This window comes from Thalassotalea sp. LPB0316, assembly GCF_014898095.1.
Classification (GTDB): domain Bacteria; phylum Pseudomonadota; class Gammaproteobacteria; order Enterobacterales; family Alteromonadaceae; genus Thalassotalea_G.
This window is the reverse complement of sequence record NZ_CP062946.1, coordinates 2,374,373-2,400,186: the sequence shown is the minus strand read 5'-3', so window position 1 is coordinate 2,400,186 and position 25,814 is coordinate 2,374,373. Positions and strand designations below refer to the sequence as shown.

Below are 25,814 nucleotides of genomic sequence, written 5' to 3'. Positions count from 1 at the left end.
ATAGTTATCGGTATATCGCAAGTACTTGAGAAAGTTAAGCACTTGCGATCATAAAAGTCGCGTATTTCACCCTAAGTTAATTTCGCTTTCTCAAACGCACGGCGCTTATCGCGAGCAATATCTGTAACTTCCTGCTCCATATCTTTATTCATTCCCAGAGCAAAGACCACTTCAGATACCAAAAATAACGGGCCTATTAATAGTTGATTTAAATCATCAACAAACGCCGGTTTCGCTTTTTCATACGCATGACCAACAAATTGAATAATCCAACCTATGACAAAAATCCCTAAAGCCCACCAAGCCGCATTAGGAAGTGCACTGATATTAATCGCAGCCCAGTAAACAGGGGCAAATAATAAGGTCGCTATTAGGCCAATTTTTACATCGAGTAATAGATAATACAGCACGACTAATAGCGCTATTACAGGCATCAGTGGCAAAGTTACCTCGTTGCTGTCTGATCGCCAAGTAATATTTAACATATTGATCAGTACCATGACTGACATAACAATGAGTGGCACACCAAAAAAATGTGTTCTCACGTTTTTCTTATTTAAATGAACACTCTTGTAGGTTGATAATTGTTCTACAATCGATTTCATCACTGCCCCCATTTATTCATACTATTATTATCTTTTTAATTTGTTGAATTCCGTTCAATATGAACAAAACCGATACGCTATTTTTCTGTTTCAATACAAAGCTAACGTATCCTATCATTCATATCAACTCATCTGACCATTTACTGTACTCGTTTATTCCAATGAAATAAAGCAAAGCCTAAGAGCATGAATAAACCTGTCATTAACCAACTAGTAACACTAGCTTGAATACTTAACCAGCCACATACTAACAGTGACACTAAGGGGAGTATTTTACCTGCTGGTAAAAACCAGTGACCTGCTTGTTTAAAATCATCGTGTAATTTAATTAAAGCGGCAATCGAGATAACAAAACCAATCAACCTCGCTAAACTACTGATTATAGCAAGCCATACAAAACTGCCGGTTAACGCGAGTCCCCCTGCAAGCACTACGAGAAAATACGTGGAGTGGATTGGGCTATTCTCAACGTCATGTGATTTAGCAAACCAAGTTGGTAACTGGCCAAGCTGTGCTAGACTCTGTGTCATTCTTGAAGCCGTAAATATAACGACCGTTAGATTACCACTAATCGAAAAGATTGCAGCGAGTGTCATGATGACAAGTCCCGCTTGCCCCATTGTAATATACGCGACATCAGACATCGGTGTTTTCGACGCGCTAAGCTCGGTAATCGCACTGACGCTTACCCATTGGATAAAAAAGTACAACACACTCGTGGCAAGCAAAGTCGCAATCAATGCCTTGGCAATTTGTTGCTTGGGATTTTTGGTTTCCCCTGCAGGTACTACCGCCCCCTCAAAGCCGATATAGGCATATATAAGTAGCAGCAATGCACCGTCAAAATCGGTTACTTGCTCGATAGTCGCTAGATCAAATATTTCGGCTGTTAAATAGGGGATGCCAAAACCGATAAACAGCAGTAACGGAGCCAACTTAATTAGCGTAATAGCATGAATAATACGCATTGCTTTGGCCGCATTAAATATATTGACGCCGCCTAGCGAGCACAGGATAAAAACGATCGCAATACCTTTATATAATGGCTCAGCAAACATGACAAAAAACTGCGACAAGTAAAAAACTAAGGCGTTAGCATTGGCAGCAAGTGCGGTCACGCGACCTATATATAAAAGCCAAGTCGTTTGGAATGCCAGTTGATGGCCAAAGGCTCTCTCGGTATAGGCGACTGGCCCACCATTATCGTCAAAGCCAGCTGAAAGCTGAGCAAAGCACAGCAATATAGTGGCCATCAACAGGCTACACAGTAAAAACATCCAAGGGCTAAACAGCCCTGCTATTCCTGCTGCTGCTGACGGTAAGGCAAAAATACCCGCACCAATTAAGCCATTAATAGCGAGCGCAGCTACACCTAGCCGGCCGATAACTCGCTTAAATTTATTTTCAGACATAGGGCTTTCTTATTTATTGTTGTTTTTATTAACTCACAGCTTTGCGAGCTAGCTTAATTGTTTTAGAATCTAACGAAAAATTACCAAATAAGCCAACCGAAATGTCTAAAGAAGTAAATGTTGATCTCGCCGAAATTGCCAAATTTGAAGAAGTCGCCCATGAATGGTGGGATTTAGAAGGCAATTTCAAGCCGTTACATCAAATTAACCCGTTACGCCGCCAATTCATTATTCAACACGTTGGCGAATTATTCGGTAAAAAAGCAATCGACGTAGGTTGTGGTGGCGGTATACTCGCTGAAAGCCTCGCTAAGCTTGGTGCTGATGTCACCGGTATCGATATGGGAGAAGAGCCGCTTAACGTTGCTAAACTTCACGCCCTTGAAAGCGGTACTAAAGTTGATTATCAAAAAATTACCGCTGAAGAAAAAGCACAAACTAATCCACAAACCTACGATATTGTCACGTGTATGGAAATGTTAGAGCACGTACCGGATCCTGAGTCAATTATCAAAGCCTGTAGCGATATGGTTAAGCCTGGTGGTTATGTGTTTTTTTCAACCTTGAATAAAACGATTAAGAGTTATTTATTAGCAATCTTTGCCGCAGAAAAGGTATTAAAAATAGTACCAGAGGGGACTCATCACCACGACAGCTTTATTCGCCCATCAACCCTAATCGGCTGGGCAGAACAATATGATTTAAAATGTGTTGATGCAACGGGAATACATTACAATCCTATCACCGAAAACCACAAGCTAGCACCTGGTCTAGACGTTAATTACATTTTGTGTTGTAAAAAGCTATGAAGAAAGTTAACCATCCGATAGAAGCCGTCCTATTCGACTTAGACGGTACGATTTTAGATACAGCTGACGATCTGGGTGCGGCGCTCAACTTCGTTTTAACGCAATACCAATTGCCGCTCGTTGCGCCAAATGATTACCGACCTGTTGCCTCCGATGGCGCATTGGGGCTATTGCGTTTGGGCTTTGGTGATTTACTTGATAATTACGACTACGAGCAATTGCGGGCAGAGTTTCTCGAGTATTACCAACAGAATATCGCGACACACACTAAAATTTACGCTGGTCTTGAAGATACCCTTCAATCACTTTCTCAAGCAGCTATCCCTTGGGGGATCATCACTAATAAGCCTATCGGCCTAACGAATGAATTATTGCCGCACTTCCCGCTGTTAGCGGACAGTGCAATAAATCTTGGCGGTGATTCACTCGCTAAGAAAAAGCCAGACCCATTACCTATGCACGTCGCTTGTCAAGCGCTCAACGTTAAACCAGAAAATTGTCTTTATATTGGAGATGCGCCGCGAGATATCGAAGCAGGTAACGCTGCAAATATGACCACGGTAATTGCCGGCTGGGGTTATATTTTAGATCATGCAAAATGTAACCAATGGCATGCTGATATTTTCGCCAAAACTACCGAAGATTTGCATCAGATTATTTTTACAGCAGATCGCACAAACTATAACCAAACAAGCTAATCATTTGTTTTAAAAGAATTTAATTCTTCTTATTACAAAAGTGTATAAAAGTTCAGGTAAAATAATTTAAATAATTCTATTAATAGAAATTTATCAAAATAACAGTTGCGTTTTTACAATAGCTATCGTTTGACGTACTGCTAAGTTAGTTACTACTAACAAGATTGACCAGTGTGTTTTACAGGTGAAAAATTGTCATCTTTTTACCCTTGCAAACCGTACTAAACCCCATTATCTTGTGATTATAATTTGAATCAGCCCTATATCTTGTGTTTAAGATTTATTCAGCACACTATATAGGATTCTCGTTAACAATCTTTAATAGAACAACAATAACAAAAGATTTACAGGACTTTCATGAACAGCAACCTCTTCGTCACAAAACGCAATGGTGAGAAAGAAGCCATTGATCTTGAAAAAATTCACAAAGTCATCGCATGGGCAGCAGAAAATCTCGAAGATGTTTCTGTGTCTCAAGTTGAACTTAAATCGCACATTCAGTTTTACGATGGTATTAAAACTGAAGATATTCATGAAACAATTATCAAATCGGCTGCCGACTTGATTTCAGAAGAGTCACCAGACTATCAGTACTTAGCTGCTCGTTTAGCGATCTTCCACTTGCGTAAAAAAGCTTACGGCCAGTTTGAACCACCCAAATTATACGAGCACGTATTAAATATGGTTGAATTGGGTAAGTATGACCAGCACTTAACCCAAGACTATAGCAAAGAAGATTTTGAAGCGATGGAAGCATTTATCGACCATTCGCGCGATTTAAACTTCAGCTACGCTGCAGTCAAGCAATTAGAAGGTAAATACCTGGTACAAAACCGCGTTACGGGTGAAATATACGAAAGCGCACAGTTTTTATATATGTTAGTGGCGGCTTGTTTATTCGCCAAGTATGACAAAGCAGTACGCCTCGATTACATCAAAGGCTTCTACAACGCAATTTCAACCTTTAAAATTTCATTACCTACGCCAATTATGGCCGGTGTACGCACGCCAACACGTCAGTTCTCATCATGTGTATTGATTGAATGTGGCGATAGCTTAGACTCAATTAACGCAACATCGAGTTCGATTGTAAAATACGTATCACAACGCGCTGGTATTGGTATCAACGCGGGTCGTATTCGCGCTTTGGGAAGTGCTATTCGCAATGGTGAAGCTTTCCATACAGGTTGTATCCCATTTTACAAACACTTCCAAACAGCGGTTAAAAGCTGTTCTCAAGGCGGCGTTCGCGGTGGTGCTGCTACCCTATTCTATCCTTTGTGGCACTTAGAAGTTGAAAGCTTACTCGTATTGAAGAACAACCGTGGGGTTGAAGAAAACCGAGTTCGTCATTTAGATTACGGTGTTCAATTTAACAAATTAATGTATCAACGCTTGATCAAAGGCGAGTCGATTACGCTATTTAGCCCAAGTGACGTACCTGGTTTATACGATGCGTTCTTTGAAGATCAAGACAAATTCGAAGCGTTATACCTTAAATACGAGCAAGATGAGTCGATCCGCAAAAAGCGCATTAAGGCGTTAGAATTATTTAGCTTATTCGCTCAAGAGCGCGCAAGTACAGGTCGTATTTATTTACAAAACGTTGACCACTGCAATACGCACAGTCCATTTATTGCAGAGCAAGCGCCGATTAGACAGTCGAACTTATGTTTAGAAATTGCCTTGCCAACTAAGCCATTAAGCGATGTTAACGATCCTGAAGGTGAAATTGCACTATGTACGTTATCGGCTTTTAACTTAGGCGCTATCGATTCATTAGATGAACTTGAAGGTTTAGCGGATTTAGCTATTCGCGCATTAGATAGTCTATTAGATTATCAAGACTACCCTGTACCAGCAGCTCACAATGCAACTATGGGGCGTCGTACCTTAGGTATAGGTGTCATTAACTACGCTTATTATTTAGCTAAAAATGGCGTGTTCTACTCTAATGGTAGTGCTAACAACCTGACTCACCGCACATTTGAAGCGATCCAATATTACTTATTGAAAGCATCAAACAACTTAGCGAAAGAGTTAGGTGCGTGTCCTAAATTTAACGAAACTAAGTTAAGCCAAGGTATCCTGCCAATTGATACCTACAAAAAAGAGATTGATAAAGTCACTGCTGAACCATTACACCTAGATTGGGAAGGTTTACGCGAAAGTATTAAACAGCACGGCGTGCGTAACTCTACGGTATCGGCATTGATGCCATCAGAAACGTCATCTCAAATCTCAAATGCGACTAACGGCATTGAACCACCGCGCGGTTTAATTTCAATTAAAGCAAGTAAAGACGGTATTTTAAAGCAAGTTGTGCCTGAGTATAAAAAGCTCAAAGACAACTATGAACTGTTATGGAATATTCCTTCAAACGACGGTTACTTAGAGCTTGTTGGCATTATGCAGAAATTTATTGACCAAACAATTTCTGCCAACACTAACTACGATCCTTCGCGCTTTGAAGGCGGTAAAGTCCCTGTTAAGCAAATCATCAAAGACTTGCTAACGGCTTACAAGCTTGGTGTAAAGACCCTTTACTATCACAACACCCGTGATGGTGCAGCAGACGGCCAAATTGAGGAAGATGATGGCTGTGCAGGCGGCGCTTGTAAGATCTAATTCAGTAGCAAAACCGTAGTGATTATAGTTACTGTGGTTTTGTATAAATCACTCTATTTCGTTTAAAAAATATAATAATAATTGCCAAGTAATTTTCGGAGTACACAATGGCCTACACTACGTTTAACCAAGAACCAAATAATGCTTTATTAGAGCCAATGTTTTTGGGTAATAGCGTTAACGTATCTCGATACGACCAACAGCGTTTTATGGCGTTTGAAAAGCTTATTGAAAAACAATTATCGTTTTTCTGGCGTCCTGAAGAAGTCGATGTATCTAAAGATCGCGCCGATTGGCAATCATTAACACCTTCTGAAAAACATATTTTCATCTCAAACCTCAAGTATCAAACACTACTTGATTCAATGGCCGCACGTTCAGTAAACGCCGTTTTGTTGCCATTGGTATCACTGCCGGAAGTAGAAACGTGGATTGAAACATGGGCTTTTAGTGAAACCATTCACTCGAGATCTTACACGCACATTTTACGTAACCTATTTACTGATCCAAGTGAAGTGTTTGATGACATTGTAGTAAACCCAGCGATTTTAAAACGCGCATCAAGCATCGCAAAGTACTTTGATGATGTTATTCTGACGACTCAATTATTGCAGTCTCAAGGTGAAGGTAGTTACGAGGTTGATGGTAACACTATCGAAGTGACTGAGCGTAAATTAAAAGAGCGACTATACTTGGCGATTTGTTCGGTTAATGCGCTTGAGGCAATTCGCTTCTACGTCAGCTTTGCTTGCTCATTTGCTTTTGCTGAACGTGAGTTGCTTGAAGGTAATGCAAAAATCATCAAGTTAATTGCACGTGATGAAGCTTTGCATTTAACAGGTACTCAGCACATTTTGAATAACTGGATGTCAGGCAAAGATGATCCTGAAATGAAGGAAATTTCTGAGCAGTTTGCCGCTCAAGGTAAACAAATTTTCCTAGATGTTGTTGAACAAGAAAAAGAATGGGCTCAGTACTTGTTTAAGGACGGTTCAATGATCGGCTTAAATGCTGAAATATTGAACCAATATATTGAGTACATTAGTAATCAACGTATGGCAGCAATTGGTTTCGAGCCACCGTTTGCTGTTAAGAGTAACCCATTGCCATGGATGAACGCGTATCTCGTGAGCGATAATGTTCAAGTTGCTCCTCAAGAAACTGAGATTTCAAGTTATTTAGTTGGTCAAGTCGACTCAGAAGTTTCATCTGACGACTTCGATGATTTCGACTTATAAGCCATTGCTTTTGTTATTGCGATTACCTGAGCGCAAACAACATGGCTAACGGAGTCAATATTCAAGTAGGTGACATTACTGTCACCTACCTTGAATCACATCAAACGATATTGAACTGCCTAGAGGCGGCCAATGTCGAAGTGCATTTTCACTGCCGCGATGGATTTTGTGGTGCTTGCCGAATCACGTTAGAAGAAGGTCAAGTAGCGTATCCCCATGGCGAACCACTCGCTTTTGTCGGCGAAGGTGAAATTCTAGCCTGTTGCTGTCAACCTGTTTCAGACATTCGCGTGAGCATCGATTAACCCCTTGGCAACCGGCAAACCAAATTGCTTAACCAAACTTTCTCTATCTGTTAGCACATTAACAACGGTCCGTTAGAAAAGCTCGTCATCATCGAATTCATCATCAGGTGTTTGAATTTCTTGGTACTTATCTAATTGTTTGATCCGCTCAACATTTGTCAGGACTTGATCGAGCAACTGAGTGACTTCAATAAAGTTCATATCGTCCTGTGAATGTTTTTTAAGCACATCGTGAACTAATTTCATCAAATACTCTTCCTGCTTTTCATCTAAATCGAGAACATGAAAGCTCAAACCGATTTTTTCAACGATTTCTCCCATGATTTCTTGTTGATGATATTTAGACACTTCAACCATTTTTTTCGTCGTGTTAACTGCCGACGATATCTGACTTTGTACCTGAGCTAACGAATCCTTGTATGCTAGAAATGCAACCCGCGCACCGATGCACTCAATCAAAGATGCTAAGGCATCAATATATATATCGGTATCAGGATCGTCATCATGGAGATTTAAAATAAGTAATGAGACTAGGTGGTGATTAAATATCGTGCGACAGCCAAATCGAAATAACCGAGGCTTGGTTTTTAATATTTCTAAGACTTCGATTTCAACCGGCGAACACGTGCCTTTGAGCGAGTGGAAATATTGAGGATCAGACTGAACTGGATAAAAAGCAACACAGCCATGAAGATCTAAATTATCTAAAAAACTAAACACTTTATCTTTTATTTCGTTAATTGAATTACAGTGGTTTAGCTTAGAAGTCAGTAACATACAGGCACCGTATTTCGATGCTTGCGACATTGATATATTGATCACCTTATCTTTTGATTGAAGCTGTTGTTCAAACGCGCTGATTTTATTTTGATAAGCGACTAGCCGGCTGAGCTTACTACACAGTGCCTTTATTGATAGAGGCTTAGCAAGAAAATCATCCGCGCCACAGGCTAGTCCCTCCAATATAGCTTCTTCATTGGCCAGCCCAGAATAAAGCACATAAGAATTAGCAATAGCGTGTGTTTGTTTTTGTTGCGCGATCCAACTTGAACCATGGTCTTGTCCAACGTGCTCATCAACAAGTGCAATATCAAAAACTTGTTGGTCACACTCTAGCTCTGCAACTTGTTCAAAATTAAGTGCTAACGTTATCTCAAATTGGCTTTCTAACCCGACCTTTAAAAGATTTAGGTATTCCTGATCATCATCAATAATTAAAACATTAGGTTTATTCATTCTTACCTTCCATGCACAGACAATTAACTTATTTTTCTTATGCTTTGCTCATAAATACAGGTTTGATTTCGCCCGTTGACTTTTGACTGGTATAAAGCACTGTCCGCATTATTGATAAGCTCTTTATAAGAAGTTATCTCTTGGCTTGTACAAGCAATGCCGATGCTTATTGTTACAACTTTCGCGGTTGGCGATTTAATGTGTTCAATGCTGCGTTCCTCAAGCAGGCGTGCAAGTTGCTTCGCTTTGATTTCTGCGTGCTCTAAGCAAGTAAATGGCAGTAAAACGGTAAATTCTTCACCACCATATCGCGCAATGCTATCCGTTTCTCTATTGATATTTTGTTTTAAAGACAAGGCAACTTTCTTTAAACAATTGTCGCCTTGGGCATGGCCATAATGGTCGTTATAGGATTTAAAGTGGTCAATATCTATCATAAGTACCGAAAGCGGCTGATTGATTCGCTGACAGGTATACCAGTCTTCTTTGAGCTTTTTATCCAAAGCTCTACGATTCATCACTTTAGTTAATGGATCTTGCAACGTGAGTTTTTCGAGCTTCTGGTTAAGTAAATTTAATTCGCGTTGCATTGTTGCAATGCGTACCATGGCATTAATTTTTGCATGAAGGATGGTCGGTTTGACTGGCTTAGTTAAGTAGTCATCGCCACCGGCTTCGATGCCTTGCGTTAGAAATTTATCTCGATCATTACCACTTAAGAAAATAATCGGAATCCAACGCTCATACCTTTTTCTGATCTGCTTGGTCAACTCGATACCATTGACAACTGGCATTTCAATATCCATTAAAATGAGTTGGACTGTGTTTGCCTCGAGTTGCTCAAACGCCTCGATGTGACCATCGGCTTCAAGCGCTATATGCCCCTCCCCTTCAACAAAACCACAAATAACTTTGCGCATACTTTCTGAGTCTTCAATAACCAGTACCGTTATTTGATTTTCTATTCCCATAAGTATGAAGCCTCCACCGACGTCCCGAAATTATTGTAACTTAAGGTTTCACATAATTTGCTAACCAATTCTATTCCACGCCCAGACAACACTTGATTATTGGCTTGTGCATGATTGATACGCTGTTTCAACACGCTTTCTACATCAAAACCAGCACCACTATCGTTAACTCTGATCACTACTTTACCTCCTCGACTAAAACTATAGAGGTCGATCGAAATAGCAATTGAGCCTGTTATCGCTTGGTTGAGCTTTTCTGCTCTTAATCTAAAATACTGTGAAAAACCCTCGACAGAATTTTTCAGCGAAGAATCAAGTAATAAAATGCCGTGATCTAAAGCATTGATATAGAGCTCTGTTAAAATAGTATAGACGCTTTGCCAGTGCTCACCGTCTTCTTCGATATCTTTTAATTGATTCATCGCTAATGGCACGGGATTGACACTGGCTAGCCGCTGATCATTTAATACTACGCGCCATGACCAACTTGGCTTTTCACTCAAAGGCAAGGAGTCAGGAGCAAGTTGAGGGTACTCACGGCTAGAAAGTGGCTCTTGTTCAGATTTCTGAAATAATTTACAGGCGACATTAATAATAGAAATATCATCGCCTTGCTCTACGCCAGAGACGAATAAGTTAACGTCATTTAGTAATAACCTAGCTACGTCATGCTCTCCTACTAGGTGACTAATCAATTGATGTAAACGTTGTTCGCCGTAAAATTCACCTGCGCTATTTCGGGCTTCGATAACGCCATCGCTTATCATCAGTAGGTTATCGGTGATTTCCATTGCAAATACATCTAACGCAGCACTTGGTAACAGCCTTGGCATAATCCCCAAAGGAGGATGACTCGATGTAATATGATGTTTGACCATCCCCTCATCACCGATCAATAAAATGTCTGGAATCCCCGCATTGACCACATAAAACGACTTCTCGTCAAAAGAAACCGTTGCTAAACCTGCGGCAAGAAATAAATCACTTGGTAGCAACTCGTAGAGCTGTTGATTAAGTTGACTGGTGATCTCTAATAATGAAAAGCCTTTTTTTGTCATGGTTCGAAATGTTTCGGCTACCGGAATAGCACCAACAGATGAGCGCAAACCGTGGCCTGTAAAGTCGCCAAGTAAAATGTTTACATCACCATTTGGACAGCGTTCGCTTAGCTGAATATCACCACTAAAAAGTGAAGCAGCCTGTTTGACAATAGCGATATACTCAGGTGAATAATTTCGACTATCGATGACACTCGCCATAACCTGCTCTGCTAACTCAGCATCATGGAGTTGAGATTGTTGAAGCAAAGTGAGCTCTTGATATAAGTCACTAATCCGCTGTAATGACATAATTTTAGCTTTGAAGACTTCAGGCGTGAATGGCATTACTAAAATCCCATCACCACCAACCTGTGCACTTTCTAAGGTTGTTTTTTCAGAGTTCATCGTTGTGACGAAAATCAATGGGCAGAAACCATTATTGCTCGTTGATTTAATAATTTTTGCCGCCTCAAAACCATCCATAATTGGCATATTGATATCCATTAAGACGATATCTGGATGATATTTACTAAATTTATTAACACCTACAGCACCGTTTTCGGCAGTGTGTACTTGATATCCTAGTTCAATAAGTAATGCTCGAATATAGCTGCGCTGACTTCGGGAGTCATCGACAACTAGTGCTGACTTTTTGTCTTTGGTTTTAACCATAATCTAACGTTGGATATCAATCAGCTTTTGAAACTGGGCAATTTCGAGTACTTTTAAGACACTATCACTTGGCGCTTTAATCGTTACCTTGCCATCACTTGCCAGTGCGTGCTCCCTAAGCAGTAAAATCATCCCTAATGCGGAACTATCCATATAAGTCGTATTTGCCAAGTCTATGATGTAGTGTGTGCTCTGGCTATTGTCAATTTGGCTATAGGCCTCCTTAAATGCTTGATGCATAGAAAAATCAAATTGTTGATCAATAGCTATTACTAAAGCCTGTTGTGCTTGATCATAGTGGCTAGTTATTGGCATGAATTAATCTCCTTATAGCGAGTTAGCTTTTAACACTTGTGCATTTTGTAGCACGACAGCGGGTATATCCTCTAAATGGCAAATTTGTTGATGAGCATTGAGCCGATAAGCAGCCCCCGGCATCCCCCAAATTAAACTACTCGATTTCGATTGAATGATCGTGGTTGCGCCTGCTTTTTTTAACGCTAACATCGAATGAGCACCATCTGCCCCCATCCCGGTTAATAGTAATGCTTGAACATTTGTTGCAAACGGCAGTAACGACTCAAACATTTTATCGACTGAGGGTCGATGACGATTAATTTTATCGCTATCAAGTAACCGACAAGTGATCTTACTGCCCTCTTGCTCAAAGACTAAATGCAGTCCACCGGGCGCAATATATGCAACACCACTTTTTAGGATTGCGCCATCTTGTGCTTGTTTAACTTTAATTTGGCAATACTTGTTCAATCGCGTTGCAAAACGCTTACTAAAATGCTCAGGAATATGTTGAGTAATCACAATAGGAGGGCAATTTGTTGGCATCTTGGCAAGTATATGTGATATTGCTTCTGTGCCCCCAGTGGATGCGCCAATCGCAATAATATGATTAGCTTTATATTGGCTATTTTCTATTGACGTAATATCCCTATCATTGAGTTTTTGTACCGCCGATTGATAACGGCGAATATTCGCTTGGGCCGCTTGGCTTAATTTCTCTTCGAGTTGGTGTTTAAAACGCTCACTATGGACAAGTAAATCTGCTGGCTTTGGCTTTTCAAGGTAGTCTACTGCCCCTATCTCAAGCGCTTCTAGGGTAATATCGGCGCCATTTTTGGTTAAACTTGATAACATTACCACCGGCATTGGCCGCAAACGCATCAAATTTTTCAGGAAGGTTATACCATCCATTCGCGGCATTTCTATGTCAAGCGTTAAGACATCGGGATTGAGTTGTTTTATCTTCTCTCGAGCCTCGTAGGGGTTTTCAGCTTCGCCGATCACATTAATGCTTTCACTGCCTTCGAGCATAGTGCGAATAACATCGCGTATCACCCGAGAGTCATCTACGACGAGTACATTAATTTTTGTCATTAAAACAACTCCACGTCGCCATCAATTTTAGATGATGCAATAGCACTTTGGTATGACTGTTCCCTAGCAACAATAGTATTATTGTGAAGGTTTCTAAGCTTCTTCATCAACACCTTGCCTGAAAGAGGATCAAAGAGAAGTTTTCTAGGATAGAAATCTCCTAAATCCTCACTAACCACTACTAACTTTTCGGTTTTTAAATAATGCTGAACAAAGTTGATATTTCTTTCGCCAACATCCGTCATATAACCTACCACCTTTGCACCACCAAATACTTTAACCTTTAAGTTAGTTTTGTTTGCACCATACTTTAATAAGCCATTGATTAAGTGCTCCATGGCAAAATTACCGTATCGTGTCGCTGTCGATATTTTGTGCTGACTACCCCACAAGACATTGTCGGCCTCCTTATCGGTGTTCGGTAGCATAAAATGGTTCATGCCACCAATCTTCATCTGTTCATCCCAAATACAAGCTGACACACAACTACCTAATGTCGTTGCAATTAATATATCTGAGCGACTTAAATAAAACTCACCGGGTAAAATTTTCGCTATGTGTTTTTGTTTTTGCTTATCCCAATAGTGATTAACATGGTCGAACTCATGGTAATGGGATGGTGGCATAGTAGGATCTGCCATCTATGCGTCCTGCGCCTGTTTGCTAAAAATCGTTTTACCCTGGTTAGTAAACAATGCCGCGGCTCCACCAAGACTTTCACTGTGACCTAGTATCAATAGGCTTTCATCACTTAAGTATTGCTCAAATCGGTGGAAAAGTTGTTGTTGAGTCACTTTGTCAAAGTAAATAATCACGTTACGGCAAAAAATCACGTCAAAAGGCCCTTTCATTGGCCATCGTTCAAGTAAGTTTAGTGGCTTGAAAGTGATTAATGAGCGCACTTGTGATGCCATCTCAACGGAATCGTTACCAACTGCACGTAAGCATTTACTGCGTAAATCAGCTGGAATGTCACTAATCGCAGCTTTAGGGTAAATTCCTTCCATGGCAATATTAAGCACATCAGTGTCGATATCTGTTGCTAAAATCTTAATATCCCAATGTTGCAGATACTGGCCAAAGTGACTCACCAGTAGCATGGCAATACTATATGGCTCTTCACCAGTTGAGCACGCGCTCGACCAAATTCTTATGCGTCTGGTGCTTTTATTTCGCACGAGTAAAAAAGGAATAAAGTGATTTTTGAGGTAATCAAAATGATGGCTTTCTCTAAAAAACCTCGTCAAGTTAGTGGTCAATGCATTAACTAAGTCGCTCTTTTCCTCTTGTTGGTGCGCGACAAAATATTGGTAATAGCTAGCTAAGCTGTCAAACCCTTTGGTTTTCACCAGTTTTGACAAGCGCCTGTGCACCATTTCTACCTTGGCATCACCAAGCACTATACCGGTCTCTTTATAGATGAACTGGCATAAGAACTCATATTGTTTACGATTAAGTCGCTCAATAACCATAGGTTGAGAGATCACCATTTTACTCCATTAAAACTCTTCCCATTCGTCATCTAAACTCGATAATCTATTCATTGGTGACTTCACTGGCGTGACAACCTTGCGCTGCACTTGATTACGCGAGGCGATTGGCTGTTGGGTTTCATTATCTTTCGTTTTAAATACCGCCACCTGCTCTAACAGGTTTTGGGCTTGATCTTCCATCGCGGCACTCGATGCACTAACTTCTTCCACCAAGGCGGCGTTTTGCTGGGTCATTTCATCCATTTGGCTAATCGAAGTACTGACTTCCGCGACACCTGCACTTTGCTCTTTACTTGCTGTATCAATACTTGAAAGCATTTGACTGACTTCCTCTATGGCAGCAGCAAGATCAGTAAAAGTTTGACCTGTTTCATCGACCAGCTTAGTACCTTGTCCAACAGCTTCAACACTATCGTTTATCAAACCTTTTATTTCTTTAGCTGCACCGGCACTGCGTTGTGCTAAGTTGCGCACTTCTGCAGCAACCACCGCAAATCCCCTGCCTTGTTCACCAGCTCGTGCCGCTTCAACTGCAGCATTAAGCGCAAGTAGATTGGTTTGGAATGCGATTTCATCAATGACACTAATAATATCGGCAATTTTTTTACTCGATTTATTAATTTCACTCATTGCTGAAATTGCATTTTTAACGACGTCTCCGCCATTGTTCGCCTTGGCCATGACCTCATTTGACAACTTACTCGCTTCCGTGGCGTTTTCAGCATTTTGAACAACCGTTGATGTGATCTCTTCCATTGCTGAAGCGGTTTCCTCTAAACTCGACGCTTGAGACTCAGTACGATGGCTCAGTTCTGAGTTACCCGCAGCAATTTCTTTAGCGGTTTCAAACACGTTATTTGACACACTGCGGATCTCACCAACCATATTGGTTAAATTGCAGATAGAGGCGTTCATAGCATTAGCTAATGCTTGGAATTCTCCTTGATAACTTTCATCCATCAAGTTGTTTAGATCACCTTGCTCTAGGGACTTAGCTGTTTCAATCGCGTCACTGATCGGTTGGATCACTGAGTCCATCAGGCCATTAATATTTTCGCCAAGCTCCTTCATGAAGCCCTGATACCTCGCCGTATCGATACGCTCGTCTAACCGGCCCTCGATTGCTGCGCTCAGCAACTGATCAACTTGCTCTTGCGCATCGCGTTGCTCAGTTAGATCTAACCACTGCACCGCAGTACCTTGATGCGTGCCATTTTCATCGATTAACGCTATAGCGATTAACTCAAAACACAGGTCAGCAACTTTAATTTCTGTGCGATATGGCAGTTTCGTCGGGTCGCCTAACAAGCTTTGCTGATGATGAGGATTTTTGTGAAACGTATCAAAGTTAGTACCGATGAGTGTGTCGGCATTGAATTGTGGTAGTACGGCTCTCAATTCAGCCTCTCGAGATTTCAACATTTTTAACACCGCAGGGTTAGCGTAAACAATGTTACCTTGCGGATCAGCCATCATTAAATTAGTTGTCATGCCCTCGACTGCAGATGTTAAGCGTCCAACTTCAATGGTGTTTTTTCTGGCTAATGTAACATCTTGCCATTCTAACGAGTTACCCACGTAGTTACCTTGGTTATCAAATATCGCCGTCACGTTGAGTTCAATTAACAAGCCATTGATATTAATATCAGTAACCCAAGGCAAATTATTTGGATCATCAAGTAATCGTCGCTGGTGTTCTGGCCGCTCGTGAAAAATATCAATACAAGCACCTATAATTGCGTTTTTTTCAGCAGAAAAGTTAGGCCATTTACTTCGAAGTGTTTGCTCGTGTTTGCTTAAAAGTGTTAACGTCGCTTGATTTACGTAAGTAATAATAAAATCGCGATCAATCATCATAAATGCAGTGCTTGACTGCTCTATAGCGCCTTGTATAAAAGCACCTAGATCATGAATTCCCTTACTCATTTGGGTATCCCCTTCATCACTTATTTGTTGTTTATGGCCGGCTTCCATCATGGTTTTTGCGATTAATTGATAAGTCGATTGCCACGCTTTGCTTGTTGCTTCGTCAAAGGCTTCGCCAAGCGCTTGCTCTAAGGTATACAGGAGTGCCTCGCCAACGATCTGATAGTGCTGATCTTGCACCCCATAAGTAACATGGCGCTCACCAAGCTTTTCTAACGCTGGGATTAAAACCTGTGGTTTGTCTATATTGTTCACAGCCAGGTTGATCATATTCACCAGTTTTTCACCCTGCTCAGTTAGATCGTCAGCAAATAGCGCTTTGAGCGAATTATCAAGCGAAAAAAGTCGCGCATAAAAAATCTGAGCGACCTGCTTAGCTTCAAATTGTTCGGTGATCTCCTGCCAAGTATCTTGAATTATTGTTATTTGCTTTGGTGTCATATTGTTTAAATCTCGCTTGTCTATAACTAAATCGTTGATACTGGGTTAGCTTGATACAAAAGTTCAGTATCAAAGATTTTTTGACTATCAAGTAATACGATGAGTTTGTGGTTAACATTGGCTAGGCCATGAATAAAACAATGATCAACGTGATTGCCAAAGCTTGGTGATAAATTCACTTGATTAGCTGCGACTTGGTAAACTTCTGACACGCTATCAACGACAATGCCTATGCTGTTGTCAGATGCTTCATGGAGCTGCTTTAAGATAATGACCACCGTTTTATCGCCGTGATCGACCTGTGGTTTATTAAATCTAAGTCTTAAGTCCACAATAGGTATAATGGTGCCACGCAAGTTAATCACTCCTAGGACACATTCAGGTTTATTGGGTAACTCGGTGATTTTTCGCAATACGCGAATCTCTTGTACGGCAAGAATTTCAATGCCAAATTCTTCGCCGGCGACAAAGAAGGTTAAATACTCATGACTTTGCTCACTCATATGCAACCTCACTTTGGTCATTGAACTGATGTAATGCTCGCAAGTTGACAACGGTAACAATTGCTTGGTTAACGTTAATTTGGCCTTCGACAAATCGACTAGCAATACCACCTGATAGTTCAAAGTATGGCTTTACTTCTTCGGCCTTTGCGTTAATAACGTCTTCAACCGCGTCAACGACAAAGCCGACCTTTCTTAGTGCGTCAACCGTATCAATAGCAAGGACAATGACAACCGTGGTCGGTGTATAGCTAACTTGCCCGACATTAAATTTGATACGCAAATCGACAATCGGGACGATGGTGCCTCGCATATTAATAACACCAATAACCTCCTTAGGCGCATTGGGAATAATCGTTGGCTCTTGCCAACTTCTGATTTCTTCGACGGCTAAAATATCAACGGCATAACATTCTTCAGCCAGCTTAAAGCTAAGGTATTGATCGCCACTGGTGATAAAATCGAGTCCTTCCAGGGTATATTCGCCTTCTACCGGCACGTCATTAATCAGGTTTTGTAAGTTCATTGTTCAACCTCCTGAGCGGAAGTTTGCTTACTTACACCATTGGTATGCTTTTTAGATAGGTCAATAATACCGGCGATATCAATGATCAGTGCGACGGCACCATTACCCAAAATAGTTGCCCCTGAAATGCCATTAACTTGTTGATAATTCTCTTGTAAGCTCTTAATGACAACTTGCTGCTGGCCTAATAAATCGTCAACCAATAAGCCGACCTTTTGACCCTCACACTCGGTTACGACCAATAACCCTTCAGCGCTTGGAGAGGCTTGACTACCAAGATTAAAGAGCTTTCCGAGGGGTAAAATAGGCACATTATCATCGCGTAGCCGATAGTAATATTGGCCGCCGGAAGCAGTGACAATATTGTCAGCCTGCATCTGCACAGATTCAACAATAATAAGTAATGGAATAATGTATGTTTGGCCACAGACTTTAACGAGTTGCCCGTCTAAAATAGCTAAGGTAAGTGGCAGGTAGACTTTAATATTACTACCTTTACCGAGCGCAGAATCGATGACAATTCTCCCACCTAGTGCCTGAATATTGCGCTTGACTACATCCATACCAACACCGCGACCAGAAATATCGCTGACACACGCTGCCGTTGAAAAGCCAGGTTCAAATATTAAATCGTAAATCTGCTGGATATTGAGTGGATAGTTGCCATCGATGAGTTGCTTTTCTTTTGCTTTAGCAAGAATTAGTTCAGTATCAATACCCTTGCCATCGTCGGCGATTTCAATAACAACATTGCCGCCTAAATGATAAGCAGATAAAGTAATCTGCCCTTCAGGTGGCTTACCTGCTGTTGTTCGAACATCCGGTGCTTCAATACCGTGATCTATCGCATTGCGTACTAAATGCGTAAGCGGATCACCTATGCGCTCTAGTACCGTTTTATCAAGCTCGGTGTGTTCACCTTGGATAACCAAATTAATTTCTTTACCGATTTTTTTGGCTAAATCGTGAACTAAGCGCGGAAACCGGTTAAAAGTAAAGCTAATCGGCAGCATTCTGATGCGCATCACACTTTCCTGTAATTCTTTCGTGTTCTGCATCAATTGTTCAAGCCCTGCTTTCAACTTTTCAGAATCCGCAGATGTTATATCTTGACCTAATTCCGACAGCATAGACTGCGTAATAACTAACTCACCGACTAAGTTAATTAAGCTGTCGACTTTATCAACACCTACACGAATCGAGCCTGCGTCGGTGTGTTTCCCTCGGCTAGGTTTTGGCTCTTTACTCTCAATCACTTCAGGTGTTCCCGTAATCGTTACTTCGCTGCTAGGAGCAAGGTTTGATACTTGTTGCTCAGAAGCATTGGGCAACTGTCCACTAGATTGCGCTTGATTAACCTGAGTTTGGCTCTGAGGTTCAGATAAGGGGGCTATCTCGAGTGTGCATTCGTCTTCAACCCATTCAAAAATCTCTTCAATATCGAGTTGGCTTGCTTGGGTGTCGGTGAGGGTCAATTGCCAGCTTAAATGAAGCTCTTCAACATCTAACGTATCAAAATCTGGTAAATGCTCATCATTACAGGTCGCGTGAACCGTACCTAAGTCAGCTAAAGCTTGGAATAGTAATAACGGATCGTTGCCGGTTTGAGCGATATCCGGCTCAGGAATAAAGATGATGCGCCAACCACTACTTTCATTCGATACTAGTGACACTCTCCCATTTAATGCATTGTTTAATTGTGTTGTAACTTCATCTACTGTCGCTTGCTCAATTGCTACGCCATTTTTTTCACATTCTAATAAGGCTTTAATGGTATCAGTGGCTCGTAGCAATAACTCTTTGTCTTGCTCGTTAAATTGCCTTCGGCCATCTCTTAGTTCATCTAACAAAGTTTCGACTAGATGAGTAAATTCACTTACACGCTCTAAACCAAAAGTACCTGCCCCACCTTTTATTGAGTGTGCAGCTCTAAAAATAGAGTCAATCGTCTCTCTATCATCACTAGTAAGTGACAATAAATTTGATTCCATTACCTCAACGCCTTCGAAGCTCTCTTCAAAGAAAGTGGGTAAGAATTGAGACAGATCGACAGTCATAACGCTATCTAATAACCCGTTTTATCGTAGCTAATAGTTTGTCTGGATTAAATGGCTTTACTAACCAACCAGTAGCGCCCGCTGCTTTGCCTCTCATTTTCATATCGGTTGAGCTTTCGGTAGTGAGCATTAAAATCGGGGTAAATTTAAACGCAGGCAATTTACGTAGCTCCTGGCACAAACTAATACCATCCATATTTGGCATGTTGACATCTGAAATCACAAGATCAAACGCTGTCGTTTTAGCCTTGTTCAAGCCAAGTAAACCATCGGCTGCCTGTTCAGTGGAATACCCTGCACTCTCGAGGGTAAAGGTCACCATATCGCGAATGGAATTAGAATCATCGACGACCAAAATCTTACTCATTTATTTTCCTTATTATTCGTCTATCGCTACTCGAGATTTTGCGATACCTAATTGTTCAAGGCTTTGTAATAGAATTTCTGAAAGGTTTTGCCACCGTGTTTTATAGTTGTTATTGGTACGCTTTTGAACAAAAGCTAAAAGAAACTGCACGCCAATGGTATCTATTCGAGTGAGATGTGTACTATCAATCACTAAGTCGACAGACTCAAGGTACTGTTGACTGGCAAGGCTCTTGATATCATCTATGTCATTAATAATTAATTCACTCGGTAACGTCCAAGTTTGAACCGTCATAAGCTCCCTCTCGAGAAACCAACACTATTTTAACTATATTTCAGATTGGTAAATCTGCAAGAAATCAGACAGTTATTTATTTTTGCTAAGCCAAGCTACATTGAATAAAAAACTAGAACATTTAATTATTGCTAAATAATTCAGCTAGTTAAAAAACATTCCGTAAATAAACACGCGTCTGTAGGGCTTTGCATGAATAAACGGTATTATTTACGGGGTTGTTTAGCTAAAATGATGTCATTATGAATGTCGAGATTTAGGTTATGCACGTATTACTAGAATACATTCCCCTGATTGTTTTTCTGATTGTTTACAAGTTTCAAGATATCTATTGGGCAACAGGTGCCTTAATAATTGCCTCAGCAATCCAACTATTGTTTTATATCGTCAAAAAGCAACCTATTCCCAAGCAAACACTGGTATTTTTTGTCCTTATCTTAGCGTTTGGTGGCCTAACAATAGCACTGCAAGACGATGCCTTTATCAAGTGGAAAGTCACCATAATCAACCTATTTTTTGCCAGTGCGCTAGTGATTGGTTATTACGCCTTTAACAAAATAATTTTGAAAACCTTTTTAGGTGAAGCGATCGAGTTACCCGATAAAGTATGGCTAAAGCTTACCTGGTCATGGGCGAGTTTTTTTACCCTATGTGCCGTATTAAATTGGTATATCGCATTTCACTATTCACAAGAAACTTGGGTTAACTTTAAAGTTTTCGGGTTAACCGGCTTAACCTTTATCTTTGCCATCGGAACGATCTTTTCTCTGTACAAATATATTCCAGAAGAAGAAACCGCATCGGATGAGTCAAATCAAGCGGAGAAATAACAGATGAACTACTATGTGATTTTCAGTCACGACGTTGAGAATAGTTTACCACTGCGTTTGCAGGTAAGAGACAAACACCTTGCAAGGTTAGCGGAGTTAGACGCTCAACAGCGTTTATTAGTGGCGGGCCCTTGTCCAATGGGTGATCATGACGATACCCAAACTGGCTTTAGCGGTTCAACCGTGATCGCAAAATTCAACTCACTAGCAGATGCTCAAGCGTGGGCCGACGCTGATCCATATGTTGACGCCGGCGTCTATGCTAAAGTTATTGTTAGACCATTTAAAAAAGTTTTACCAAGTTAAGTTAATGAATACTAAAACATTTATTTTATTAAGTTTTATTGCTGGGACTAGTTTGGCATTGCCAGCTCACGCTAAAACCGCCAGAACCATTGAACAGTGCGAACAAAAGTTTACTGATAACCTTGCCTTTTCTCAGTGTTTAGATACCGTGAAAACACTTGCTGAACGCGAACTTACCGCTTGGGTAAATAACAAAACCTTTGAGTTGGAAGATTTAGTTAGTGTTACAGGCCGAAGTGGTGCATTGAATATGTTCAAAAAAGCACAAAAAAACTTTGAAACCTACCGTGAAAACAACTGTAAATTCTATTATCTAGAAATATCACCTGGTACAGGCGCGGCATCGGCTTATAAAAAGTGCTACATAAAAATGACAAAAGCTCGAATAGCCGAGCTAGACGAGCTTTCTTAACCAAACAATGAAGAATAGCGCTTGTTAGCGCTATTCGTCATCCGATGATAATAAATCAGCAAACCACCGACCTTCTTCAGAGTTTTCTAAACCGATTTTTATGATCATGGTTAACGGAACAGATAAAAGCATACCTACCGTACCAAATAGCCAGCCCCAAAAAATTAAAGACAGGAAAACAACCAGTGTAGATAAACCAAGGCCTTTGCCCAGGTATCTTGGCTCAACGATATTACCCATGACTAAATTGATGATCAAATAGCCTAAACCAATAAAACCTGCTGTTACCGGATTAAGTTGAACCAGTGCTAACAACACTGCAGGTATCGCGGCTAAAATAGAACCTATATTAGGTATAAAGTTTAGTAAGAAGGCAAGCACACCCCATAGTAAGTAAAAGTCTAAGCCAAAGGCCCACAACATCAAACTGACCAATACACCTGTTACAACACTTACTGCTGCTTTAATGGCGATATAACTGTTTACTGATGAAACAAAGCGCTCAATTTGATTCAAACGCATTTCTGGGTCATCGAGCGCTAAATGCAATTTTCTCGGTAGTCCCGATGCTTCAAACAACATAAAAACAACAGTAAGGATAATCAAAAACAAATTCGCCATTGCACCACTTAAACTTGAAAACATATTAGTGGCTAAATCCATGGCTGCTGATGGATTAAAATATTCTAAAACCAGGTCCGACGACAACTGAATATTAAACTCATTGAGTTTTGCAACCAACCACTCGAATTTATCGTCAAGTTGCTCTTTGTACCCAGGTAATAAGCGAGAGAGTTCATTAAGTGAGCTGCCAACAACACCAGCGAGTATCATCACTAAGATAACAAACAAGAAAATGACTGTACAAACAGAAATCACCTTGGGGATGTTGTAATCGTCGGCTCTCTTAACCAAAGGATTACACATGATGGTGATAAATACCGACATTAAAAAAGGCAGTATCAGGTTGGTTGACGCTTTCAAGCCTGCAATGATCACCACCAATGCCGCGATAAAAACAACACTGCGTATAATACTTTGTTTATTGCCGGCAATAGGCGTTTCCAGAATGACTTTTTTAACCATTTAATTCATCGTTTTAGTTTTATTGTTAGATAGTTATATCATAGTTGAACAGCAAAGTTTCTACAGCAAATTTTTACATGGTTCGGCGAATTAATGTCACGCTCGACAATTTCAGTAAACGTGTACAAGATAAAAAACCAACCGTGCCAACAAAAGCGGCGCCAGAAGCGATCCCTAAAAGCCAGTAACTCAAATGCCAACTTGGCGCCATATCAAATACACGAGTTTGCAAGATGTAAACGGCTAACTCCATAGCGATACTCGCCATCAAACCAGCAACAGCACCGAGCGCGATAAACTCATATAAGACACTAAAATTCAACACGCGACTTTTCGCGCCTAGTGTTTTCAAAATAGCCAATTCGCGCTCTCTCTCTTCCATACTCGCTTGTACTTGCGCGACAAGTACCAGTGAGCCAGCAAGTACGACGAGAATTAAGACAAACTCGATAGCCAGCGACACTTGTGAAATAACACTGCGTAACTGACGGATAATCGCCTCAACATCGATCATAGATATCGTTGGGTAGTCAGTTAAGAATCGCTGTAATTTGGGTTTGTTCTCTTCGCTGATATACATCGAGTTAATGTAACTAGCTGGAAAATCTGCCAAAACACTTGGGCTAAATATCATGTAAAAATTAGGTTGTAGGGAATTCCAGTTCACTTCCCGAATGCTCGTAATCGGTACGGTGACGACATCACTGCCAATTTGAAAGGTCAGGTTATCACCAATCGCAACATCCAAACGCTCAGCCAGTTTATGTTCGATAGAGACCTGTCCTTGTTCACTATCCGCCTGCCACCAACTTCCTGCTAGGATCGTGTTTTCACTCGGTAAATCAGCTCGCCATGTAAGGTTAAGTTCTCGGCCAACGCCGCGACGAGCATTGTCGTCTTTACTATCGTCTTCTTTGGTTACTCTTCTCGCTGTTTGAGTATCATTAATTGCCGTTAGACGCCCTCTTACAACGGGATATAAGCCACTTGAGACAATATTGTTTTGTTCAATAAATGCCGACACTTGATCGATATTGTCGTGGGCAATATTAATCAAGAAACGGTTTGCGGTATCATCGGGCAATTGTCGTTGCCATTCGTCAATAATCGCGCCTTTCATGACGAATATAAGCAATAACAACTCAATCGCGACGGTAAAGCTAATCAATTGAATTGCATTTTCATTGGCCCGGCGTTTCAAATTTGCCAATGCCAAATGCCATGCTTTGCCGGCACGAGCACCCGCGCTGCGGCTGAGCAATAAAATAAATTTAGCGCAAAGCAGAATAATACCTGAAACCAACAGCCCTCCTAAGACAAGGGCAACTGATAAAGCTAAGTTTTGACTAAATAAGAACAGCAGTAAAAACAGCGCTGAAATCGCCGGAATATGAGCATACCAAGGTAACTTATGTTGATTAAAACCACGCAGAATACTCAACGGCGAGGTGTCTAGTAATTGTTTGAGAGGTACGAAAGCAAATGCACACGCACAAATAATACCGGTAAAGCTTGCCACCAACACAGGGTAAAGCTGAATCAATGCGCCTTGAATTTTCAATTGTTCTTTAACGCTGTTGATCCCTAATGCTAACAGTAATGCACCAACAACTAAGCCAACTAAAATACTTACCGTGCTCAATAAACTCCAATGTAATAAATAAACTCGGCGAACATAAGCTTTACTTGTGCCCATTGCCTTGAAAATAGCAACGACACTTTGCTGTCGTTGGGCATATCGACGGCCAGCTACAGCAACTGCGACCGCGGCAAGCACAACACCAAGCATACTAGCTAACGATAAGTATTGCTCTGCGCGATTTAATGCGCTCGCTAATGATGATTGACTATCTTTGATATCGTACCATCGCTGTGACTCGTTAACTTGCGGCTTAACCCATTGTTCAAAGTCATTAATATCACTTGGTTCACCGGCAAACAAATACTCATACCAAATGCGAGAACCGGGCTGGATAAGCCCCGTCGCTTCAAGATCATCAGCATGCAGAATAATCGTTGGGCCAGAGGTAAAAACACTAAATGACGCGTCGGGTATTTGATTGATAATACCAGCAATAATGAAGGACTTGTTGCCTACTTCGATCGCATCACCTAAGCCAACGGCCAGTTTAGTCAAAATAGCCGGCTGAACCCAAACATAGCCTGGATTTGGCGCGTTAACCGCCTGCTCTTTTGCATCTATTTCAACGAGTAATTCACCACGCAATGGATACAAGTCTGTTACGGCTGTTAACGAAGACAGTACCATGCGATCTTTCGAGAACACCATAGAACTCATAAAAACTTGCTTTGCTGTAGCCAAATTAAGTTCGCTTGCTTTGTCGTTGACGCTTTGCGGTAATTCACGAGATGTCGCCCAAACCCTGTCTGCCGCAATAAAGGCGGTACTTTCATTAACTAAGGCATCCTTAATGTGGTTGGAAAACCCGGTTAACGAAAATACCGCAGAAACGGCTAGCACAATTGCTAGTGCGACAATGGTTAATTCACCGCGTCTTAACTCGTGCTTTAGCAAAGAAACTGAATGCTTAAACCAGTTTTTCATC

General features: G+C 41.0%; 25 protein-coding genes. 8 read left to right on the top strand and 17 right to left on the bottom strand.

Annotated features, from left to right (window positions below):
* Nucleotides 1-71: 71 nt before the first annotated feature.
* A complete protein-coding gene (locus LP316_RS10675) occupies nt 72-605 on the bottom strand; it encodes a DUF962 domain-containing protein (RefSeq protein ID WP_193021049.1) in 534 nt (177 codons plus the stop codon).
* A gap of 140 nt (nt 606-745) precedes the next feature.
* On the bottom strand, nt 746-2,017 hold the full coding sequence (locus LP316_RS10670; protein ID WP_193021047.1) for an APC family permease: 1,272 nt from the start codon (nt 2,015-2,017) through the stop codon (nt 746-748).
* A gap of 101 nt (nt 2,018-2,118) precedes the next feature.
* Here LP316_RS10670 and ubiG point away from each other — a divergent pair, with 101 nt between their 5' ends.
* The 5 genes from ubiG (at nt 2,119) to yfaE (ending at nt 7,695) form a co-directional block, all read left to right on the top strand.
* Nucleotides 2,119-2,826: a bifunctional 2-polyprenyl-6-hydroxyphenol methylase/3-demethylubiquinol 3-O-methyltransferase UbiG gene (gene ubiG / locus LP316_RS10665; protein ID WP_193021045.1), complete on the top strand. Its 708-nt coding sequence runs from the start codon at nt 2,119-2,121 to the stop codon at nt 2,824-2,826.
* Nucleotides 2,823-3,524, top strand: coding sequence for an HAD family hydrolase (locus LP316_RS10660; RefSeq protein ID WP_193021043.1), 702 nt, complete (start codon nt 2,823-2,825; stop codon nt 3,522-3,524). The genes ubiG and LP316_RS10660 overlap by 4 nt, the downstream gene beginning before the upstream one ends.
* 357 nt (nt 3,525-3,881) lie before the next feature.
* Entirely contained in the window at nt 3,882-6,152 is a 2,271-nt protein-coding gene (gene nrdA, locus LP316_RS10655; RefSeq protein WP_193021041.1) for a class 1a ribonucleoside-diphosphate reductase subunit alpha, read from the top strand.
* A gap of 107 nt (nt 6,153-6,259) precedes the next feature.
* Nucleotides 6,260-7,390 (top strand): class Ia ribonucleoside-diphosphate reductase subunit beta, encoded by a 1,131-nt coding sequence (gene nrdB, locus LP316_RS10650; RefSeq protein ID WP_193021039.1) that lies wholly within the window; start codon nt 6,260-6,262, stop codon nt 7,388-7,390.
* A gap of 41 nt (nt 7,391-7,431) precedes the next feature.
* Nucleotides 7,432-7,695 carry a class I ribonucleotide reductase maintenance protein YfaE gene (yfaE, locus tag LP316_RS10645; protein WP_193021037.1) on the top strand — a complete coding sequence of 88 codons (264 nt, stop codon included), beginning with the start codon at nt 7,432-7,434 and terminating at the stop codon, nt 7,693-7,695.
* Nucleotides 7,696-7,767: 72 nt separating this feature from the next.
* Here yfaE and LP316_RS10640 read toward each other — a convergent pair whose 3' ends face one another.
* Genes LP316_RS10640 through LP316_RS10580 form a run of 13 tightly spaced genes read right to left on the bottom strand, consistent with a single transcriptional unit; the run spans nt 7,768 to nt 20,613 of the window.
* Entirely contained in the window at nt 7,768-8,931 is a 1,164-nt protein-coding gene (locus LP316_RS10640) for a response regulator (RefSeq protein WP_193021035.1), read from the bottom strand.
* A 23-nt stretch (nt 8,932-8,954) separates the two neighbouring features.
* Entirely contained in the window at nt 8,955-9,902 is a 948-nt protein-coding gene (locus LP316_RS10635; RefSeq protein ID WP_193021033.1) for a GGDEF domain-containing protein, read from the bottom strand.
* Nucleotides 9,893-11,614 carry a SpoIIE family protein phosphatase gene (locus LP316_RS10630; RefSeq protein ID WP_193021031.1) on the bottom strand — a complete coding sequence of 574 codons (1,722 nt, stop codon included), beginning with the start codon at nt 11,612-11,614 and terminating at the stop codon, nt 9,893-9,895. Before LP316_RS10630 ends, LP316_RS10635 begins: the two co-directional genes overlap by 10 nt.
* Nucleotides 11,615-11,617: 3 nt before the next feature.
* A complete protein-coding gene (locus tag LP316_RS10625; protein WP_193021029.1) occupies nt 11,618-11,929 on the bottom strand; it encodes an STAS domain-containing protein in 312 nt (103 codons plus the stop codon).
* Between the two features lie 12 nt (nt 11,930-11,941).
* On the bottom strand, nt 11,942-13,006 hold the full coding sequence (locus LP316_RS10620) for a protein-glutamate methylesterase/protein-glutamine glutaminase (protein WP_193021027.1): 1,065 nt from the start codon (nt 13,004-13,006) through the stop codon (nt 11,942-11,944).
* Nucleotides 13,006-13,647, bottom strand: coding sequence for a chemoreceptor glutamine deamidase CheD (gene cheD, locus LP316_RS10615; RefSeq protein WP_193021025.1), 642 nt, complete (start codon nt 13,645-13,647; stop codon nt 13,006-13,008). The genes LP316_RS10620 and cheD overlap by 1 nt, the downstream gene beginning before the upstream one ends.
* Nucleotides 13,648-14,496, bottom strand: a complete 849-nt coding sequence (locus tag LP316_RS10610) for a CheR family methyltransferase (RefSeq protein ID WP_226960724.1) — start codon at nt 14,494-14,496, stop codon at nt 13,648-13,650.
* 9 nt (nt 14,497-14,505) lie between these two features.
* Nucleotides 14,506-16,866 carry a methyl-accepting chemotaxis protein gene (locus LP316_RS10605; RefSeq protein ID WP_193021023.1) on the bottom strand — a complete coding sequence of 787 codons (2,361 nt, stop codon included), beginning with the start codon at nt 16,864-16,866 and terminating at the stop codon, nt 14,506-14,508.
* Nucleotides 16,867-16,892: 26 nt separating this feature from the next.
* Entirely contained in the window at nt 16,893-17,369 is a 477-nt protein-coding gene (locus tag LP316_RS10600) for a chemotaxis protein CheW (RefSeq protein WP_193021021.1), read from the bottom strand.
* Nucleotides 17,362-17,895: a chemotaxis protein CheW gene (locus LP316_RS10595; RefSeq protein WP_193021019.1), complete on the bottom strand. Its 534-nt coding sequence runs from the start codon at nt 17,893-17,895 to the stop codon at nt 17,362-17,364. Before LP316_RS10595 ends, LP316_RS10600 begins: the two co-directional genes overlap by 8 nt.
* A complete protein-coding gene (locus LP316_RS10590) occupies nt 17,892-19,952 on the bottom strand; it encodes a chemotaxis protein CheA (protein WP_193021017.1) in 2,061 nt (686 codons plus the stop codon). The genes LP316_RS10595 and LP316_RS10590 overlap by 4 nt, the downstream gene beginning before the upstream one ends.
* Before the next feature lie 4 nt (nt 19,953-19,956).
* A complete protein-coding gene (locus tag LP316_RS10585; RefSeq protein ID WP_193021015.1) occupies nt 19,957-20,319 on the bottom strand; it encodes a response regulator in 363 nt (120 codons plus the stop codon).
* Nucleotides 20,320-20,331: 12 nt separating this feature from the next.
* Entirely contained in the window at nt 20,332-20,613 is a 282-nt protein-coding gene (locus LP316_RS10580; RefSeq protein WP_193021013.1) for an STAS domain-containing protein, read from the bottom strand.
* 263 nt (nt 20,614-20,876) lie between these two features.
* Here LP316_RS10580 and LP316_RS10575 point away from each other — a divergent pair, with 263 nt between their 5' ends.
* From LP316_RS10575 to LP316_RS10565, 3 genes are read left to right on the top strand one after another with little or no spacing between them, the layout of a single operon-like run.
* Nucleotides 20,877-21,443 (top strand): septation protein A, encoded by a 567-nt coding sequence (locus LP316_RS10575; protein ID WP_193021011.1) that lies wholly within the window; start codon nt 20,877-20,879, stop codon nt 21,441-21,443.
* A 3-nt stretch (nt 21,444-21,446) separates the two neighbouring features.
* Nucleotides 21,447-21,749: a YciI family protein gene (locus tag LP316_RS10570; RefSeq protein ID WP_193021009.1), complete on the top strand. Its 303-nt coding sequence runs from the start codon at nt 21,447-21,449 to the stop codon at nt 21,747-21,749.
* A gap of 4 nt (nt 21,750-21,753) precedes the next feature.
* Nucleotides 21,754-22,161, top strand: a complete 408-nt coding sequence (locus LP316_RS10565; protein ID WP_193021007.1) for a lysozyme inhibitor LprI family protein — start codon at nt 21,754-21,756, stop codon at nt 22,159-22,161.
* A 30-nt stretch (nt 22,162-22,191) separates the two neighbouring features.
* Here LP316_RS10565 and LP316_RS10560 read toward each other — a convergent pair whose 3' ends face one another.
* Entirely contained in the window at nt 22,192-23,247 is a 1,056-nt protein-coding gene (locus LP316_RS10560; RefSeq protein WP_193021005.1) for an AI-2E family transporter, read from the bottom strand.
* A gap of 73 nt (nt 23,248-23,320) precedes the next feature.
* Nucleotides 23,321-25,813 carry an ABC transporter permease gene (locus LP316_RS10555; protein ID WP_193021003.1) on the bottom strand — a complete coding sequence of 831 codons (2,493 nt, stop codon included), beginning with the start codon at nt 25,811-25,813 and terminating at the stop codon, nt 23,321-23,323.
* Between the last annotated feature and the right edge of the window lies 1 nt (nt 25,814).